This window comes from Armatimonadota bacterium (genome assembly GCA_028871815.1).
Classification (GTDB): Bacteria; Armatimonadota; Chthonomonadetes; order Chthonomonadales; family Chthonomonadaceae; genus REEB205.
In genome coordinates, this window is record JAGWMJ010000001.1 from 513,342 (window position 1) to 529,158 (window position 15,817).

Below are 15,817 nucleotides of genomic sequence, written 5' to 3' on the forward strand. Positions count from 1 at the left end.
ACTACTAACTACCTCAGTAGTGAAGCACGGATCGAAACGACAGAGACCTATGGATCACGAGCTACTCTCGGGATTGCGGGAGTTCGGCTGGACAGAGTACGAGGCCCGGGCCTATCTGGCGCTGCTGCCTTTGGGTAGGGCGACCGGCTATCGGGTCGCCCAGGTTGCGGGCCTGCCCACCGCCAAAATCTATGAAGTGCTGCGTCGCCTGGAGCGTCGCGGCGCCGTTTTTGCCGTTATTTCGGGAGACGTTCGTCACACGGAGTATGCGGCGGTAGAGCTCGACGAGTTCCTGAGAGGCTTGCGCGCCCGCTCGCAGCGCCATCTCGATGCGGTGGAGGAGGGCCTGCTGCGGCTGCGGCAGGCGCCGGCTGCCGCAGCAGGCGGCATGACGCGCCTGTGCGGGCGTGACGCCGTGCTCGAGCAGGCTGGAAGGATGCTGGATGGGGCGACGCGCGCGGCGCTGGTGGCAGCCTCGCCGGAGTACCGTCTCGCCTTGCGGCCGGCTGTGACGGGCTGCCGCAGGCGCGGTGTCTCCGTCGCGGTTCATGCGGCGGCGCCGGAAGGGCGGTGCATCGCGCTCGTCGTGGACGAAGCCCGACTGCTGCTTGGAAGTGGCGCCGGCGCGTCTATGGAAGCCTGCTGCGGCGAGTGCGCGGGCGCGGCAGCGGCGCTGGCAAGGCTCCTGCCTCGCGGGCGGACCGCGACGGCGACGGGCGCCTTTGAGATGACGCGCGAGCAGTGGCTTGACTTTGAGGAAGAGAAGCAGCGGAAACTGCTCATTGCTGTGGCGGCGGCCGGCGCCGCGCCATGGCACTGAGGAACCCGGTGGCGTCGCGCGCGGCCGGAGGGCGATTCAGGAGCTGTGTGAGAGAGAGAAACCGAAAGGATGGAGTATGACACCCGATAACACCGTGCTCGAGGCGCCTGCGCGGCTGCCGCACGACGTGAAGGACCTGAAGCTGGCTGCAAAGGGCCGGCTGCGGATTGAGTGGGCGGAGATGGAGATGCCGGTTCTGCGGCTGATCAAGGAGCGCTTCGAGCGTGAAAAGCCGCTGCAGGGCATGCGGCTCGCGGCATGCCTGCATGTCACCACCGAAACGGCCAACCTGGCGATCACGCTGAAGGCGGGCGGCGCCGAGGTCTACCTCTGCGCCTCCAATCCGCTCTCGACGCAGGATGATGTCGCCGCCGCGCTCGTCAGCGAGTTCGGCATTGCCACATTTGCGATAAAGGGCGAGGACAACGACACCTACTACCGGCATATCCATGCCGTGCTCGACAGCCATCCGCAGATCACCATGGATGACGGCGCCGATACCGTCGGCGTAATTCACAGTGAGCGCAAGGAGCTGATCGACGGCATTGTGGGTGGCACGGAGGAGACCACGACCGGCGTCATCCGGCTGCGGGCGATGGCCGCGGAAGGCGTGCTGGCCTACCCGATTGTGGCGGTGAACGATGCCGACACCAAACACCTCTTCGACAACCGGTACGGCACCGGCCAGAGCACCGTGGACGGAATCATTCGCGCAACCAACCGGCTGCTTGCAGGCAGCGTCTTCGTGGTCGCCGGCTACGGCTGGTGCGGGCGCGGTGTTGCGCTGCGGGCGCGCGGCCATGGCGCTCACGTGATCGTGACCGAGGTCGATCCGGTTCGCGCGCTGGAGGCCAATATGGATGGCTTCACCGTGATGCCGATGGAGAAGGCTGCGCCGATCGCCGACCAGTTCTGCACCCTCACCGGCGATATCCACGTCCTGCGCGGCGAGCACTTCGCCGAAATGAAGGATGGCGCCATCATCTCGAACTCCGGCCACTTCAACGTGGAGATCGACCTGGAGGCGCTGGCCGGCATGGCAGTCGCACGGCGGCAGGTGCGCGAGTTTGTGGAGGAGTTCACCCTCCCATCCGGCCGGCGGCTCTACGTCCTCGGAGAAGGTCGGCTCATCAACCTCGCCTCGGCAGAGGGGCATCCGGCCTCCGTCATGGATATGTCGTTTGCCAACCAGGCGCTCTGCGCCGAGTATATGGTAAAGAACGCCGCCACGATGACAAAGACGGTCTATCCGGTACCCGAGGCGATCGATAAGGAGATCGCCCGTCTCAAGCTCTCCAGTATGGGCATCCAGATCGACACCCTCACCGCGGAGCAGGTGCAGTACCTGGCATCCTGGAACGTCGGCACCTAGTTCGACGCTCGGACACGCAGCGACATGCGGATCGCCACCTGGAACACGCAGGGCAGCAGGGGCATCGACGGCGTCTGGTCGACGCCGCGGATCGCCTCGGCCCTGCGTCCCCTGGGCGCGGACGCCATCTGCCTGCAGGAGCTGCACCAACGGACGGTGGCGCGTGGCGGCGAAGATCAGCCTGCGCGCATTGCCGAGCTCCTTGGCCGGCACATCACGTTCCAGCCGAACGTCACCTACCTGATCGGCGCCTATGGCGTGGGGATCCTCCTGCGCGAGGCGCCGCTCGAGGTGCGCATGCACGCGCTTCCGGGTCGCGGCGAGCCGCGTGGCGCGCTCGAGGTGCGGATCGGCGCGGGTTTCGGCCGGCGGCGGCTCATCCTCTTCTGCACCCACTGGGGCCTCACCGGCGCGGCAAGGCGGGAGCAGGGCAACGCGCTTGCGGCGATCGTGCAGCAGACCTCCGGCCCCGTGGTCCTCTGCGGCGATTTCAATGAAGAGCCGGACGCGCCCGGCGTCGCCTCGCTGATCGAGCGGTGCGAGCTTCAGGACGTCGGCGGCGCGGCGCTCACCTGGCCCAGCGACCAGCCGGCTGCACGCATCGACCTCGTCCTGATCTCGAAGGGGCTGCGGGCCGGACCGCCGGAACTGTTTGGCGGCCGCGCCTCCGACCATCTCGGGGTCTGCGTGGATGTTTCACGTGAAACGGCCGACGCCGCCGGACGCCTCTAGCCGGCGCGCGAGAGGATATCGAAGAGGCGTTCGAGTTCGCGCTGGTCGAAGTAGTCGATTTCGATACGCCCGCCCTGCCCGGCAGGCAGTATGCGGACCCGCGTATAGAGCTGCGATGAGAGCTGTTCGTTCATGAACTTGATCTCGGGCGAAGGGGCCGGCCGGCTGCGCGGCGCGACCGCTGCCGGGCTGCCGGCTGCGCGCGCAAGCTGCTCGGTTTCCCGGACGGAGAGTCCGCGCCGCACCACCTGCCGGAAGATGCGGGTCTGGGCTGCGTCGCCGGAAGCGCCGAGCAGCGCGCGGGCGTGGCCCTCGCTGATCGTGCGGCCTTCCACCCCGTCCTGGACTTCGATCGGCAGGCTGAGGAGCCGGATCGTATTCGTCACGGCGACCCGGCTTTTGCCCACGCGCCCGGCGATCTGCTCCTGTGTGAGGCCAAACTCGTCGGCGAGCCGAAGATAGGCGCGCGCCGCTTCGATCGGCCCGATATCTTCGCGCTGCACGTTCTCCACGAGGGCGATCTCAAGCATCTCCTGCGGCGTGCAGCTCTTCACCGCAACCGGTACGCGGATAAGCCCGGCCGCCTGAGCCGCGCGGAAGCGGCGCTCACCGGCGACCAGCAGGTATCCGCCCTCCGGCTTCGGGGTGACGAGGAGTGGCTGCAGGATTCCATGCTCCCTGACGCTGGCGGCAAGCTCGGCCAGCGCCTCGGCATTGAACTGGGTTCGTGGCTGCCACGGGTTTGGTTCGATCGCGGTCAGATCGACCTCCTTCAGGCTGCTGCCCTCTTGCGCGGCTTCCGAGATCAGCGCGGCCAGACCCTTACCCAGTGCGCGTGTTGCCATAGCGGTGTATCTCCCGTGCGATTTCGGAATAGGCCCGGGCTCCGGGCGAGGTGCGGTCATAGAGCGCAACCGGCACTCCATGTCCCGGCGCTTCGCTCAGCCGTACGCTTCGGGGCACGGTAGTGGCCGAAACGACGTCGCCGAAGTAGGCGCGAACCTCGGCTGCCACCTGCTGCGCAAGCCTTGTGCGGGAGTCGTACAGTGTGAGCAGCACGAGGCCGACTTTCAGGCTTGGGTTCATGCCCCGCTGCACGAGCTGGATGGTCTGCAGCAGGCGGCTGAGGCCTTCCAGTGCGTAGAATTCGGTCTGCACCGGCAGAATCACTTCGCCGGAGGCGGCGAGTGCGTTCAGTGTGAGAAGTCCGAGGGATGGCGGCGAATCGATCAGGACGGTGTCGTACCGCCCCTCTGCCTCGCGCAGCGCATGGCGCAGGGCGAGTTCGCGTCCCGGCCTCGCGGCCATCTCGATCTCCGCGCCTGCCAGGTCGATGGTTGCGGGCACGATATCCAGCCCCGGCACGCTGGTGGCGCGGATACAGTCGGCCAGCGGCCTGGTCTCCACGAGGAGGTCCCAGCTGCCCGGCGAGCGCTCGACCGGCGCGATGCCAAGGCCCGATGTGGCGTTGGCCTGCGCATCGATGTCGGCAAGCAGCACGCGCTCACCCTCCAGCGCCAGAAATGCTGCGAGGTTGACGGCAGTGGTGGTCTTGCCAACCCCGCCCTTCTGATTGACGACGGCAAAGATGCGCGGCATGGTGGTGACGAAGGAGTTCGGTCCCAAATCTCCAGCTATTATAGAACGCGCGGGAACAATAACGGCTGCGGCGAGGCGCATTCCGCTGCCGCTGACGGAATAGCGAGACAAACGTCTCACAGAATGCCGGGTTTTGAGTTTGTCGGGGCGTGTTGGCCGCTCGCGACTAAAGCTTGGCGCGCAGGCCCGATGCGAAGAGCGTTACGCCGATCGCGAGGTTTGCCGCCACCCAGAGAGGAACGGTAATTGCGGGCGCGTGAGCCGGAAGCAGCAGCGTTCCATGGGCTGCCCGCATCATCAGTGCGGAGGTGGTTCCGGCAGCCGCCCAACCGGCCATACGCCGCTCCGCTCCGTCAAGGGGATGGATGAGCCAGAGCAGACCAAGCGGCGCCAGGGCGCCCTGGGCGAGAAGCGCGGCTGCGGATGCGGCCGGGAGCGCGGCGACGATATCGGGCGCCACGAGCCCGGCGCCGAACGAAAGCACCGCGAGCCATGACGCGGCGCGCGGGCGCGCCAGCCGGGCGTACCCACAGCAGCCGAGCAGAAGAAGGAGCGCAATCGCCAGCCGCAAGGAGCGTCCGCCGCCTTCATCGTGAGCGAGCTGGACCGCGGCGCCGGCATCGAGCAGACCTGCCCCATACCGCTTGCGATCGCCGCGCGGCGCTGCGCTCTTCTCACGAATGGCGCGAATCTCGCCGGGCGAGCTTATCCCCTCGGCCGTCAGCAGCGCGGCCACCGCCGCCACGTGTGGAGAGGCCATCGAGGTGCCCTGGAACCAGTAGTAGCCATCGGACCGAACCCCGTCCGGCCCTCCGACAATGGTGTTCTGCAGGATGCCGCCGGTCTCGCCTTTTTCCCGTGTATCGCCGCCGGGCGCGGCGATCGCCACCTGCTTGCCCCAGGAGCTGTATGCCGCCAATTTGCCCGTGGGACCCACCGATGAGACGGCGATGCAGCCCGGGAATGCCGCCGGATAGCCCACGCCCTCGCGACCGGAGTTTCCAGCCGCGCAGACAATGGTGACACCCTTTCGTTCGGCGTATCTGCAGGCCGATTCCATCACTTTGTCGGGAAACGGACCTCCCAGGCTCATGTTGATGATATTGGCGCCGTGGTCCGCCGCCCACCGGATGCCCTCGGCAATGGCGTCGGAAGTGCCTCCGCCACTCGCGGAGAGTACCTTGATGGGCATGATCGCCGCGTGGAAAGCCAGACCGGCCGCGCCGATTCCGTTATCGGTGCTCTCGGCAATGGTGCCCGCGACGTGCGTGCCGTGGCCATTATCGTCGTATGGGGTGTTGTCGTCGTGCACAAAGTCCCAGCCCGGCACAAACCGGGTGGCGCCGAAATCCTCGGCTCGCCGGCCCTTCGCCGAATCGGCAGAGGCCACGCCGGTGTCGATCACCGCCGCCACGGCGCCTTTGCCGCGCGTTAGCGACCAGGCCTGTTCGGCATGGAGCATACGGAAGTTCCACTGTTCGCTATAGCGGGGATCGTTGGGAGACCATGCCGCATTGCCCGTCGCCGGCGGCGGCGCAGCGGCCTCGTCTTCTCCGAGCATTTCGCCCGGCGGGGCGGCGAAGATGTGCACGCGGTCAGCAGTAACTACCCCCGGCGCATGGCGCAGGCGGGGCAGCAGAAGGGCGGCAGCGCCGGGCGGCACCGTCGCAACGGCGACGCCAAGCTGCTCTCCGCGGGAACCGTCCCACGCCAGTGACGCGCCGGTGAGGCGGGCAATGCCCAGCAGATCGTGCGTCGTTTCACCGTGCCGGAGCTGGACGGCCACGCGGCCCGGCACAATCCAGGCGGAGAGCTTCTCACCCGGCAGAGGTCGCAGGCGCTGCTTATGGCGCAGCGCGGTGGGAAGCACAACTGCAGCCGCCGCAGCCATCCAGACGAGCGTCACCAAACGCCTGGTCCAGAGATAACGGCCGGCCTCGCGCCTCATCGATGATGGCATCTTCTCACCTCGCCTGCGGCCTGCGCCGGACTACTTCTTCTGCGGCAGCCAGTCGCGATGGCGGCTCACAATATACTCATAACGGTCGGTGGTGGCTCCGGTGCGCTCGTCGAACAGCGGCGTGCCGCCGGCGTACGTGGTGCCTTTGGGGTCGCCGTACTCATTCAGCCCGCGCCGGCGGATTTCGTCATCCAGCCGCTTTCGGTCCTCCGGGGATACTTTGCTCACGGTCAGCGCTCCTCTCTGTTCCGCCGGCGATGGCCGGCCCTACGTGGACACCGGTTCGCGGAGCCCTTCCGCCTTAGCCTTCACGGTGATAGCGACCGGCTTAACCGGCTCGGCCTCGATCCAGGAGGCCTCCGGCATGACGGTTTTCGGCAGCGTCGGCAGGTAGTCGGCCGTCTTCATATCATGCTTGCGGATGAGATTATGGCCATACATCCGGAAAAATGCCGAGAGCACATTTCCCTGGAAGATGGGCCTCACCACACGACCCATGCGATAGACGCGCCGCATGGCGTCAAAGGTTTCGCGCTGCAGCTCGTAGGGGCTCATGTTCTTCGGCCAGTAGACGGTATGGTGAGCGTCGTACCGGTTCCAGTCATAGTCAAAGATGCGGCCCTGATCATGCAGCTGCTGAAAGTAGCGCGTGCCGGGCAGCGGCGTGAGGATCATGAACTGAACCGTGCTGATATCGTTCCTGATCGCGAAATCCGCGGTATGCCTCAGTACATCCGGGGTGTCGCCATCTGCGCCGAAGACGAACATTCCGTGGGCGCGGATACCGTACTCCTTGAGGATGCGTATGGCGTCGACGATCTGCTCCACACTCTGCTTCTTGTTGTACTCGTCCAGCGTGGCCTGATTCACCGACTCGAGGCCCAGATAGAGCATGTGGCAGTTCGTGCGGAGCATCAGTTCGAGCAGTTCGCGATCCCGCACGATCTCGGTGGCGCGCACCTGTGCGGTCCACGCGCGAGGCACCACATCCGCGCGGATCATATTCTCCAGCAGCTGCTTGGTGCGCTTGTTGTAGGCATTGAAGTTGTCGTCATAAAAGAAGACGGAGCTGATCCGGTTCAGGTGGAGCTGCTTCATTTCGCTGATGACGCTCTGTGGATCCGCCGGATCGATGGAGCGGTAGCGCATTTTCTGGCTGAACATCTCGATCACCGAGCAGAAGGTGCAGTCGAACGGGCAGCCGCGCGAGGTGACGATGGGCGCCACCTTCATCCGCTCCCGGCCCACGATGGAGGTGAGTTCGGGGAAGGGCAGGCTGTCGATATCCTGGACACTCTTGCTGGCGTCGATTCGCTCGCTGAAGCTGGTGCGGAGCGTGGTGCCGAGCACGCGCTCCGGCGGTTCGCCATCTTCCCAGGCCTGAAGGAGCGGCACGATGAGGTGCTCGGCCTCGCCCTGAATCACGTGATCGCAGACGGGCTGCTGGATACCCCAGCGCGCGCAGAACTCGCCGTCGAAGGGCTCTTCGGGCATGAAGGTGACGTGAACACCGCCGATGGCGACCACCGCCTTCGGATTTCGCTGCTTGACGAGCGCGCCGAGCTTGTAGGCGGCCATCGCGGTTGAGGTCGTTGTGGATATCCCGACAAAGTCGGCAGAGCAGACATCCTCGACATTGACCGGCGCGAGATCCTCACAGTAGATGGTGATATCGGTGTAGCCGGCCCGGCGGAGTATCGCCGCCAGCTGCGGAAGGCCGAGGCGCGGCAGGGCGACACGGCTGTAGACGTGGTAGCCCGGCGCCCGGGGCTCTACCAGTACGATTTTGCTGAATCTCTTCACAAGGAAGTCTCCTGGCTTCTTGTCGCTCCACGGTTGACGACAGGCGTGGGCGGCTTGCAGCAGTCGGTCAGGTTATGCATCGGGCTGCACGGCCCGAAGCTCGGCTGCCGTCGTCTCGGGCAGCGTATCGTTGATAAAGGCGCCGGCGCCGGCCTCCGAGCCGGCCAGGTATTTGAGCTTGCGCGGCGTGCGGTACGGCGGATAGATCTCTACGTGAAACCGGTACCACGGTGTGCTTTCGCCATCCGTGGGACGCTGGTGCATCAGCATGATGTAGGGCATCGAGCGGTTCCAGAGGAGATTGAGCCGCAGGGTGGCCTCCTTGAGGATAGCGGCCAGCGCGGCTCGTTCCGCCGGCGTGAACTCCGTGATGGCGCTTCGCGGCGCCGTGGGGGTGATATGCAGTTCATAGGGATAGCGCGCATAGAACGGCACCACGGCCGCAAAGTGCTCGTTCTGCGTCACAATGCGCCGGCCATCTTCAAGTTCCTGCTTCAGAAGATCGCCGAGCAGATCGCCACCGGTCTGCTGAAAGTAGTCTCGTGCCGACGCCAGCTCGCGGGCAGGCGTGGGTGGCACGAAGGGATAGGCGTAGATCTGCCCGTGCGGATGCTGAAGCGTTACGCCGATCTCTTTTCCCTTGTTCTCGAAGATGTAGACGTACCGGACGCCGGGCCGGTTTCCAAGCTCATGAAACCGGTGCGCCCACACCTCCACCAGCTCCCGGATTCGTGTTACGGGCAGCGTGGCGAACTCGGCGTCGTAGTCCGGCGTGTAGCAGATCACCTCGCAGGCCCCGTCGGCGGGACGCACGGGTGCCAGCACACTGCCGCAGACGGCCGGCTCGGGAGGTGACTCCCGCAGGGAGGGAAAGCGGTTCTCAAACACCACAATCTCGTAATCCGGCGCCGGGATTTCGGTGGGTACGCCTCCGGGCGCCGTTGGCGCTAGCGGGTCGTAATCCTTGGGAGGCAGAAAGGTGCGCTCCTGCCGGTGTGTGGCCGTTATCACCCACTCCTGCAGAAGCGGGTGCCAGCGCAGCTCAGACATCGGGCTCCGCCTGCGGTTCATCGGCAGCCGAGTCGAATGCTGCCCGCTGGGCGGGAGTGGCCGTGGCTGGAAAGTGAAAGTAGATCAGCCGGCGTCCGTCGCATTTCCGCACCGGCTTAACGCGCATCTCGACGGCGCTCGCATCGTCGTGCTCTGTGCGCTGCTCGTCCGCCCTGTCGTGTGCCACCGAGCCTCCCTCGTTCCCCAGCGCGCCGCCGGCCGATCGCGCAGACCACAAACAGAGTACATCAAAACCGCGGCATGGTAACCTGCCGGTTCACGACAGGAGACGGCCGGTGTCCGACGCGGGACACGATCCCGGCGCGGTTTGCGCGAACCGGCGCCGGCGGCTGGCGCCACATTCAGCCGTCCTGGCGTCGAGCCGGCGGGCACTTTGCGAAACCGGTGCTTTGCTCCTCAACGTCGAAAGACGGTAGACTGACCTTGCCGCCGGCCGCCACGCAGCCGCCGCCGGCGAAAGGGCCTCTCGATGCGGTTTTCTATTGCTTTCAGGAACGGTTTCACGGCTCTGGCGGCCAGCACGGTGCTTGCCGCATTCAGCCTCGGGGTACCCGTCGCGGCGGCCGACGGCGGGTTTGCCACGGCGACATGGCGCGACCTTGCGGGTCATAACTACACAGCCGCTGAATGTCGCCGGCATCCCGCCACCGTCTTCTTCTTTATCTCCACGCAGTGCCCGATCAGCAACCTCTACATTCCGCGCATCCGGCAGCTTTCGTCCACGTGGCGTCGCCGGGGCGTGCAGAGCTTTGTCGTCGATTCGAATATCGACGATTCGGCGGCGGCGCTTGGCAAATACGCCCGGCAGCGGCAGATCGCCGCGCCGGTGGTGAAGGATCGCGGTACCCGGCTGGCCGATATGCTGCACGCTTCCGCCACGCCGGAAGCCGTGGTGGTCGACTCCGCGGGTGCGATCCGGTACATCGGACGGATCGATGACAACACCGATCCGGCGCAGGTGAGCCAGCGCTGGCTCTCCGACGCCGTTGGCGACCTGCTGTCGGGAACCGCGGTGCGTGTGACGCGCACCCTGGCGCTCGGATGCGCCATCTTCCATCCTGCCGCCGCCTCGGCGGCCGAGCGTGCCGCGCTGGCTCGTGGCGGAGCCATACCGACCTACTCCGGCCAGGTCGCGCAGATTCTCGACGACAAGTGCGCCCTCTGCCACCGCCCGGGCGAGTCGGCGCCATTTTCACTGACCGACTATGTGGAGGCTCGCACCTGGGCGCAGCAGATCAAGAGTTATACGCAGCAGGACGTGATGCCGCCATGGAAGCCGACTCCGGGCTGGGGCGTGTTCCGGGATGCGCGCGGGCTCACCGATCGGCAGAAGGCGATTCTGGCGCGCTGGGCCGACAGCGGCGCTCCACTTGGTTCAGCCTCTGCCGTTCCGCCACTGCCACACTATCCGTCGCCGACGGCCTGGACGCTCGGCGTGCCTTCGGTAGTGTTGAAGCCATCCGCGCCATACCATCTTGCGGCCGACGGCAAGGATGTGTACCGCAACTTTGTGCTGCCAATGCAATTTCCGCATGACGTCTATCTATCCGGAGTGGCGTTTCAACCGCAGAACCGCGCCGTGGTGCATCACATTCTGCTCTACGTGGATCCCAGCGGCGCCGCTGTGCAGCTGGATGGCCACGGCCGGCAGCCAGGCTACACCGTGGATGGCCTTGGCATCGGGGTTTACGACGCACAGTGGGCCGATGTGTGGGTTCCGGGCAGTTCAGCCCGCATGCTGCCGCCGGGCGTGGCGATCCGGATACCCAAAGGCTCCGTGCTGGTGATGCAGGTTCATTACCACAAAGATGGTCGCCCAGAGACCGATCGGAGCCAGGTGGCGCTCTACCTCAGCCATGGCCCGGTACGGCAGGTGGTTCACGTGGACGCGTTGGGCCAGTTCATGCTCCATCTGCCACCCGGCAACCCGCACGAGGTCGTGAACGCGGAGCAGACTTTGCCGGTTGCCGTACACATCCTCAGCCTCTTCCCGCACATGCACATGCTTGGCAAATCGATGAAGGTATGGGCCACGCTGCCGGGTGGCGCCACCGAACGGCTGATTGCAATCGCCGACTGGGATTTCAACTGGCAGGCCACCTACTATCTTCAGCATGAGGCGGCGCTGCCTGCCGGCACGGTACTGCATATGCAGGCGGTGTTCGACAACACCGCGAACAACCCGAGGCAGCCATCGCACCCTCCGAAGCTGGTTCACTTTGGAGAGCAGACGACCGACGAGATGGATTTCTGCTTCATTGGGCTGACCGTGGATGGCGAGAATGTGGCGCGGAGCGGCATTGCCGCAGCCCCGGGCGCCGGAGCCACCGCCGCTCCTTAGTTGCGCCGTATGTGAGGAGGCAGGCACGCGACCGGCGTCGAATGGTTCGGCATGTTCTCTGGATGCCGCCCGTTTTTTGGTTTGGCCGCAGCTGCGGCTCTACTGGCTGCGTGGTGCGCCGCCTCGGGCTCTTTGCTGCAGCCGGGCGCGCCGCCGGCCGCGCTGCCCGATTCGGACGGCGCTATCGCCACGGTAGAAGCGCATGGCGCGGCGAATGCCGCGGTTTTTGCCGAGGCTTTCGGTCCGGGCGGGCGCGCCTGCGGCACGTGCCACCGCGCCGGCGCCGATTGGTCGATCACGCCGGTGATGGCGTCGGCGGAGTTCCGTGTCGGCTCGACCGTAGATCCTCTGTTCTCTCCCATCGACGGCACCAATGCTCCCACGCTCGATCGGTTCTCCACGGCGGCCCGGCGGGCGGCATCGAGCCTGTTGCTGGAGAAGGGGCTGATCCGGATGCAGCGGTCGATGCCGGCCGGCGCCTCCTTCACGCTTGTCAAGGTCGATGATCCCTGGCGCTACGCCTCCGCGAATGCCCTATCGCTGTACCGGCGCCCGCTGCCGGTGGCGAACCTGGCGTTTGAGACAACCTTGATGTGGGACGGCCGCGAGACCGGGCGAGGCGGCCGCGTGGACCGCCCGGCGCTCGAGCGCCAGGCCCTGGATGCCATGCGGGACCATTCACAGGAATTAACGGCGCCGTCCGGGCACCAGGTGACGGGGATCGTAGGGTTTGAAGAGGGTCTGTTTGCCGCTCAGTCGGCGCTGCGATCAGTCGGAGCGCTGGATGCGGCCGGCGGGCGCGGTGGCCCGGCTCTGCTGGCGGCAATGGCGCATGAAAACTGGCGGCGATCGGCGCCCGGGTTCGATCTCTACGCCGCGTGGCTCAGGCTGCCCGGCAGCGACGCGATTTCAGCGGCGCGGCGCAGCATCGCGCGGGGCGAGGTGATCTTCGATAGCCGCCGGTTTGCCATCCGGGGCGTTGACGGTTACCGTGGACCGTCGCACGGCGCGTGTGCATCGTGCCACGACGCGCCGGATGTGGGCACTTCGCGCGCTGGCCTGCTGATGGATGTCGGCATCTCTTCGGCCGAGCTGCGAACAGCCGACTTGCCGCTCTACACCTTCCTGCGGCGCGGTACGGCGGAGCAGATCACCACCAGCGATCCGGGTAGGGCGCTGGTAACGGGCCGCTGGCGCGATATGAACTGCTTCAAGGTTCCGGGACTGCGGGGGCTGGCCGCCCGTGCCCCCTATTTCCATAACGGCTGCGCGGCGAGCATACCGGATGCTGTAGATTTGCTGGACCGCCGGTTCACGATTGGCCTTACGCCGCGCGATAAGCGCGACCTGTGCGCGTTTCTGTCGGCGCTGTAGAGCGATGCGCTCTGGGTTGGCGCACCGGTTGGTGGCAGGAACGGTATAATGGCGTGCGATTTGACGCTGGGGAGCCCGCGCCGCCGCCAGTTCTTGCCTGTCGCCGCCCGGACGCGACGGCTGCTCTGACGTGCTACAATGGCCGCATAAGCGTCTCGACTACGGAGGTACGCATGCCCGGTCAAGGATCGGAACTGGTTGGTGACCTTGTCAAATGGCTTACCGAAATCAGGAACGTGATTACCAATGGCCACGTAGTGGCTGGCGCCCACCAGTATCTTACTTTGGAATCTGAACTTGCGAAATGTGTCTCGCTGCGTTCCGGCGAACCTACGCTTTTGGGACTCTTGGGGTACGACGTGGCCACCGTGGTCGAACAAGTCCCGATCAAGACCTTCACCGTGACCGGCAGAGCGGATTACGGTCTGTGCCCTACTGCGGGAGCCAAGGAGTTCGCGGCGATCGTCGAGCTCAAGGCGCCCGGCGAAGAACTGGGGCAGCACGCAGGGCAGTTGCTGCGGTACTGCGACGGGGTGGAGGCGCCGTTGGGCTTGCTGTTCAACGGCACGCGAGCACAGCTCTGGGTTAACACCAAGCATACGAAGCTGAGCCGATACAAGGCCGTGTGCGGATCCCCAGTGTTGGAGGCCGACCTGAGCGGCGGCGCTCTCGGCGTGGCAAAGGCGCTGGCCACGTTGGCGCGCGAAACTCTGGAGGACGACCCCGTAGCAACCGCGAGGAAGCTCGCCCAGGCTGCCCAGCGGAGGGGCCCCAGGCTCCAACGCGCGCGGGAGATTGAGGAGCGAGTTAACGCGGTACTGAACCCGAAGCTGTCTACGGAATTGCGGAAGGAACTGATCCCGGTTCTCGCGGGCGTGAAGCCGCTATGGCAAGACTTGAAAGGTGGTTCGCCGTCGGTCAAGGAGCTTGGTAACGTCAGGTTCCGACCGGTCGAGCCGAGCGAGGAAAAGGTGAGTAAGAACAGTCTGGTGCGTGCCAAGGTGGCAGAGGCGTGCGAGTCCTGCGGATATGACGCGGTAAGGAATGCGCGAATCGGAAGCCTACGCATGTCGACGGAGACCGCCGGGCGGGGATACTACCCGGTGCCGAGCGCCAGGAATGTCCCCGCCAACCTGGCAGTGGGTGGAGTTTCCGCCGCTAACGCCGATAAGATTATTGTCGCGCTCGATGAACTTATTCGAAAAGGCGGTCACCCGGACGGCTGACGCGGGTGGCTCGGCAGCGCGCACGCCAGATACCGCGACCTTCGAAATCACTCTGCCTCGTGGTTGCCGGACCGGTTGGGGTTGGCGGCAATCGTACGCGCGGCCGTACCGTTCTTGCCCGCGCCGCCGCCACCGCCGAATCCGCTCATGTGTGTAGCCGACTGCCCTGGCCCATCAGTAGCCCTGACGGAGGCTGTGGACGCCTCGGACGTGGTTGCGCAAGGGCGCGTCGTCGCCGAGCTCGGCGAATATTACTCCCCGCCCCAGTCTCGCGGGCCGCTTGGCGAAGGCACCACGTTTCTTTTTGAAGTCGAACGGGGGTTCAAGGGGGTTCGTGGCCTTGCCTGCGTATTGAAGATTGCTCACGGCGGAGCGGGGTTGCCGTGGGCCGAGAACTTCAGCTCGGGAGTTGGCGCGCGGGACGCGGGGGACCCCGCGCCGGTCGTTGGCCGCAGGTACATCGTGTTCCTGAGGTCGTTCGCTCTGATCGCGGCAAGATCGATCGCATTGGGGTACATACCAGCAAGCGATCACGCCGGACATTGGGGCATCGGCGGCTACGCGGATGAGTACCGGTCGCTGAGCCCGGCCGGAGCCTCCTTGAAATCGATCTCACGAGTAGGAATGCCGCGGGCATGCTGCTCGGCTCGCCCGAGGCGCGGCGGCTGGAGCCATGGCGCCAGGTTATTACGAAACCCTTAACCACCGAAGTCGCCGAAATCCGCCAGGCAGTGGCTGCCGCCGCTGCTCAAACAGCGCCAGCCGCCCGTGAGGTGTCGGTTCAGCGGCGAACGCACAAATGAGGCGTGTCTCCGGCCGGCTACACACACGGTCGCAATTCCGGAATCTGGAACTGATTTGACCGATCCGATGGATCCGACCGATATTGTCTCGCTGTGGTTACCCGCATGTGTGAGACACAGAAAGCGATACTCTCTTGCGTCTCAGGTTATTTGCAGCCGGATAGCTCCTGTTAATTGCTTGAGTATTCCTTCTCTGAACGCGCAGGAGAAAAGGATATTCGCGTCCAGGAAAACCCGAATCATCCGGCTGGTTTACGGTGAGGAATCCTGTCCGGATCGAGGCCCATCGCCAGGACCTCCTGACGGGCCGCTTCGTAGTCTTTGGCATCCGTCGCGGTTGAAAGCAAGAACTCGGCAGAGCGTTGGTCGCTGTAAAGTTCAACAGCGGTCGCAACGGCGGGCCGGAGCAAGATGCCATCCTCGCGCTCCTCAGCTATCACGAGAGAGCCATCGGCCAGACCAAAGCGCTTACGCATTGCAGCGGGAATGGTGAGGACGCCACGCTTCCCGATCTTGCTGGTCTCTGTGTGCGGTCGATTCATGTCCCATACTCCTGATATTCAGTATTACTGAGATTCCGGCATATCTCGGCCAAGTCTGCAAGAGGATCCTTTGGGTGGGAAGCCCTTCACTGTTTCAAGGGGCAGGAGCAGCCTTTGCGGCATCGAACCGGCGCACGGTTGATCACGGTTGTCAGGGGCATTGCGCTCGCTCCT

Annotated in this window: 14 protein-coding genes; 6 read left to right on the forward strand and 8 right to left on the reverse strand. The window is 65.3% G+C overall.

Annotated elements, in window-relative coordinates; translation table 11 throughout:
• Positions 1–49: 49 nt before the first annotated feature.
• From KGJ62_02115 to KGJ62_02125, 3 genes are all read left to right on the forward strand, one after another.
• Positions 50–820: a TrmB family transcriptional regulator gene (locus tag KGJ62_02115; GenBank protein ID MDE2125364.1), complete on the forward strand. Its 771-nt coding sequence runs from the start codon at positions 50–52 to the stop codon at positions 818–820.
• Between the two features lie 115 nt (positions 821–935).
• Positions 936–2,192, forward strand: coding sequence for an adenosylhomocysteinase (locus tag KGJ62_02120; protein ID MDE2125365.1), 1,257 nt, complete (start codon positions 936–938; stop codon positions 2,190–2,192).
• Positions 2,193–2,216: 24 nt separating this feature from the next.
• Positions 2,217–2,924, forward strand: coding sequence for an endonuclease/exonuclease/phosphatase family protein (locus tag KGJ62_02125; protein ID MDE2125366.1), 708 nt, complete (start codon positions 2,217–2,219; stop codon positions 2,922–2,924).
• Here KGJ62_02125 and KGJ62_02130 read toward each other — a convergent pair.
• The 7 genes from KGJ62_02130 to KGJ62_02160 form a co-directional block, all read right to left on the reverse strand.
• A complete protein-coding gene (locus tag KGJ62_02130; GenBank protein MDE2125367.1) occupies positions 2,921–3,769 on the reverse strand; it encodes a ParB/RepB/Spo0J family partition protein in 849 nt (282 codons plus the stop codon). The genes KGJ62_02125 and KGJ62_02130 overlap by 4 nt on opposite strands.
• Positions 3,747–4,523 (reverse strand): ParA family protein, encoded by a 777-nt coding sequence (locus KGJ62_02135; protein ID MDE2125368.1) that lies wholly within the window; start codon positions 4,521–4,523, stop codon positions 3,747–3,749. Before KGJ62_02135 ends, KGJ62_02130 begins: the two co-directional genes overlap by 23 nt.
• A gap of 166 nt (positions 4,524–4,689) precedes the next feature.
• Positions 4,690–6,483: a peptidase S8 gene (locus KGJ62_02140; protein MDE2125369.1), complete on the reverse strand. Its 1,794-nt coding sequence runs from the start codon at positions 6,481–6,483 to the stop codon at positions 4,690–4,692.
• Positions 6,484–6,513: 30 nt separating this feature from the next.
• Positions 6,514–6,711, reverse strand: coding sequence for a hypothetical protein (locus KGJ62_02145; protein ID MDE2125370.1), 198 nt, complete (start codon positions 6,709–6,711; stop codon positions 6,514–6,516).
• 39 nt (positions 6,712–6,750) lie between these two features.
• Positions 6,751–8,286: a B12-binding domain-containing radical SAM protein gene (locus KGJ62_02150; protein ID MDE2125371.1), complete on the reverse strand. Its 1,536-nt coding sequence runs from the start codon at positions 8,284–8,286 to the stop codon at positions 6,751–6,753.
• A 72-nt stretch (positions 8,287–8,358) separates the two neighbouring features.
• Entirely contained in the window at positions 8,359–9,336 is a 978-nt protein-coding gene (gene galT, locus KGJ62_02155) for a galactose-1-phosphate uridylyltransferase (protein MDE2125372.1), read from the reverse strand.
• Positions 9,329–9,523: a hypothetical protein gene (locus tag KGJ62_02160; protein ID MDE2125373.1), complete on the reverse strand. Its 195-nt coding sequence runs from the start codon at positions 9,521–9,523 to the stop codon at positions 9,329–9,331. The genes galT and KGJ62_02160 overlap by 8 nt, the downstream gene beginning before the upstream one ends.
• A 303-nt stretch (positions 9,524–9,826) precedes the next feature.
• On the opposite strand from KGJ62_02160, the gene KGJ62_02165 reads away from it, so the two are divergent.
• The 3 genes from KGJ62_02165 to KGJ62_02175 all read left to right on the forward strand — a co-directional run bounded on the left by KGJ62_02165 (position 9,827) and on the right by KGJ62_02175 (position 14,298).
• On the forward strand, positions 9,827–11,698 hold the full coding sequence (locus tag KGJ62_02165) for a redoxin domain-containing protein (GenBank protein ID MDE2125374.1): 1,872 nt from the start codon (positions 9,827–9,829) through the stop codon (positions 11,696–11,698).
• A gap of 51 nt (positions 11,699–11,749) precedes the next feature.
• Complete coding sequence (locus tag KGJ62_02170) at positions 11,750–13,072, forward strand: hypothetical protein (protein MDE2125375.1); 1,323 nt, start codon at positions 11,750–11,752, stop codon at positions 13,070–13,072.
• A 173-nt stretch (positions 13,073–13,245) separates the two neighbouring features.
• Positions 13,246–14,298, forward strand: a complete 1,053-nt coding sequence (locus KGJ62_02175) for a type I restriction enzyme HsdR N-terminal domain-containing protein (protein MDE2125376.1) — start codon at positions 13,246–13,248, stop codon at positions 14,296–14,298.
• Between the two features lie 1,042 nt (positions 14,299–15,340).
• On the opposite strand, the gene KGJ62_02180 is transcribed toward KGJ62_02175, so the two are convergent.
• On the reverse strand, positions 15,341–15,643 hold the full coding sequence (locus KGJ62_02180; protein MDE2125377.1) for an AbrB/MazE/SpoVT family DNA-binding domain-containing protein: 303 nt from the start codon (positions 15,641–15,643) through the stop codon (positions 15,341–15,343).
• Between the last annotated feature and the right edge of the window lie 174 nt (positions 15,644–15,817).

What these genes read in the sequence shown, in the direction of transcription:
- KGJ62_02115 (MDE2125364.1), top strand. Translation starts at nt 50, where the DNA reads ATGGATCACGAGCTACTCTCGGGATTGCGGGAGTTCGGCTGGACAGAG.
- KGJ62_02125 (MDE2125366.1), top strand. Translation starts at nt 2,217, where the DNA reads ATGCGGATCGCCACCTGGAACACGCAGGGCAGCAGGGGCATCGACGGC.
- KGJ62_02130 (MDE2125367.1), bottom strand. Translation starts at nt 3,769, where the DNA reads ATGGCAACACGCGCACTGGGTAAGGGTCTGGCCGCGCTGATCTCGGAA.
- KGJ62_02135 (MDE2125368.1), bottom strand. Translation starts at nt 4,523, where the DNA reads ATGCCGCGCATCTTTGCCGTCGTCAATCAGAAGGGCGGGGTTGGCAAG.
- KGJ62_02140 (MDE2125369.1), bottom strand. Translation starts at nt 6,483, where the DNA reads ATGCCATCATCGATGAGGCGCGAGGCCGGCCGTTATCTCTGGACCAGG.
- galT (MDE2125372.1), bottom strand. Translation starts at nt 9,336, where the DNA reads ATGTCTGAGCTGCGCTGGCACCCGCTTCTGCAGGAGTGGGTGATAACG.
- KGJ62_02165 (MDE2125374.1), top strand. Translation starts at nt 9,827, where the DNA reads ATGCGGTTTTCTATTGCTTTCAGGAACGGTTTCACGGCTCTGGCGGCC.
- KGJ62_02170 (MDE2125375.1), top strand. Translation starts at nt 11,750, where the DNA reads ATGTTCTCTGGATGCCGCCCGTTTTTTGGTTTGGCCGCAGCTGCGGCT.
- KGJ62_02175 (MDE2125376.1), top strand. Translation starts at nt 13,246, where the DNA reads ATGCCCGGTCAAGGATCGGAACTGGTTGGTGACCTTGTCAAATGGCTT.
- KGJ62_02180 (MDE2125377.1), bottom strand. Translation starts at nt 15,643, where the DNA reads ATGAATCGACCGCACACAGAGACCAGCAAGATCGGGAAGCGTGGCGTC.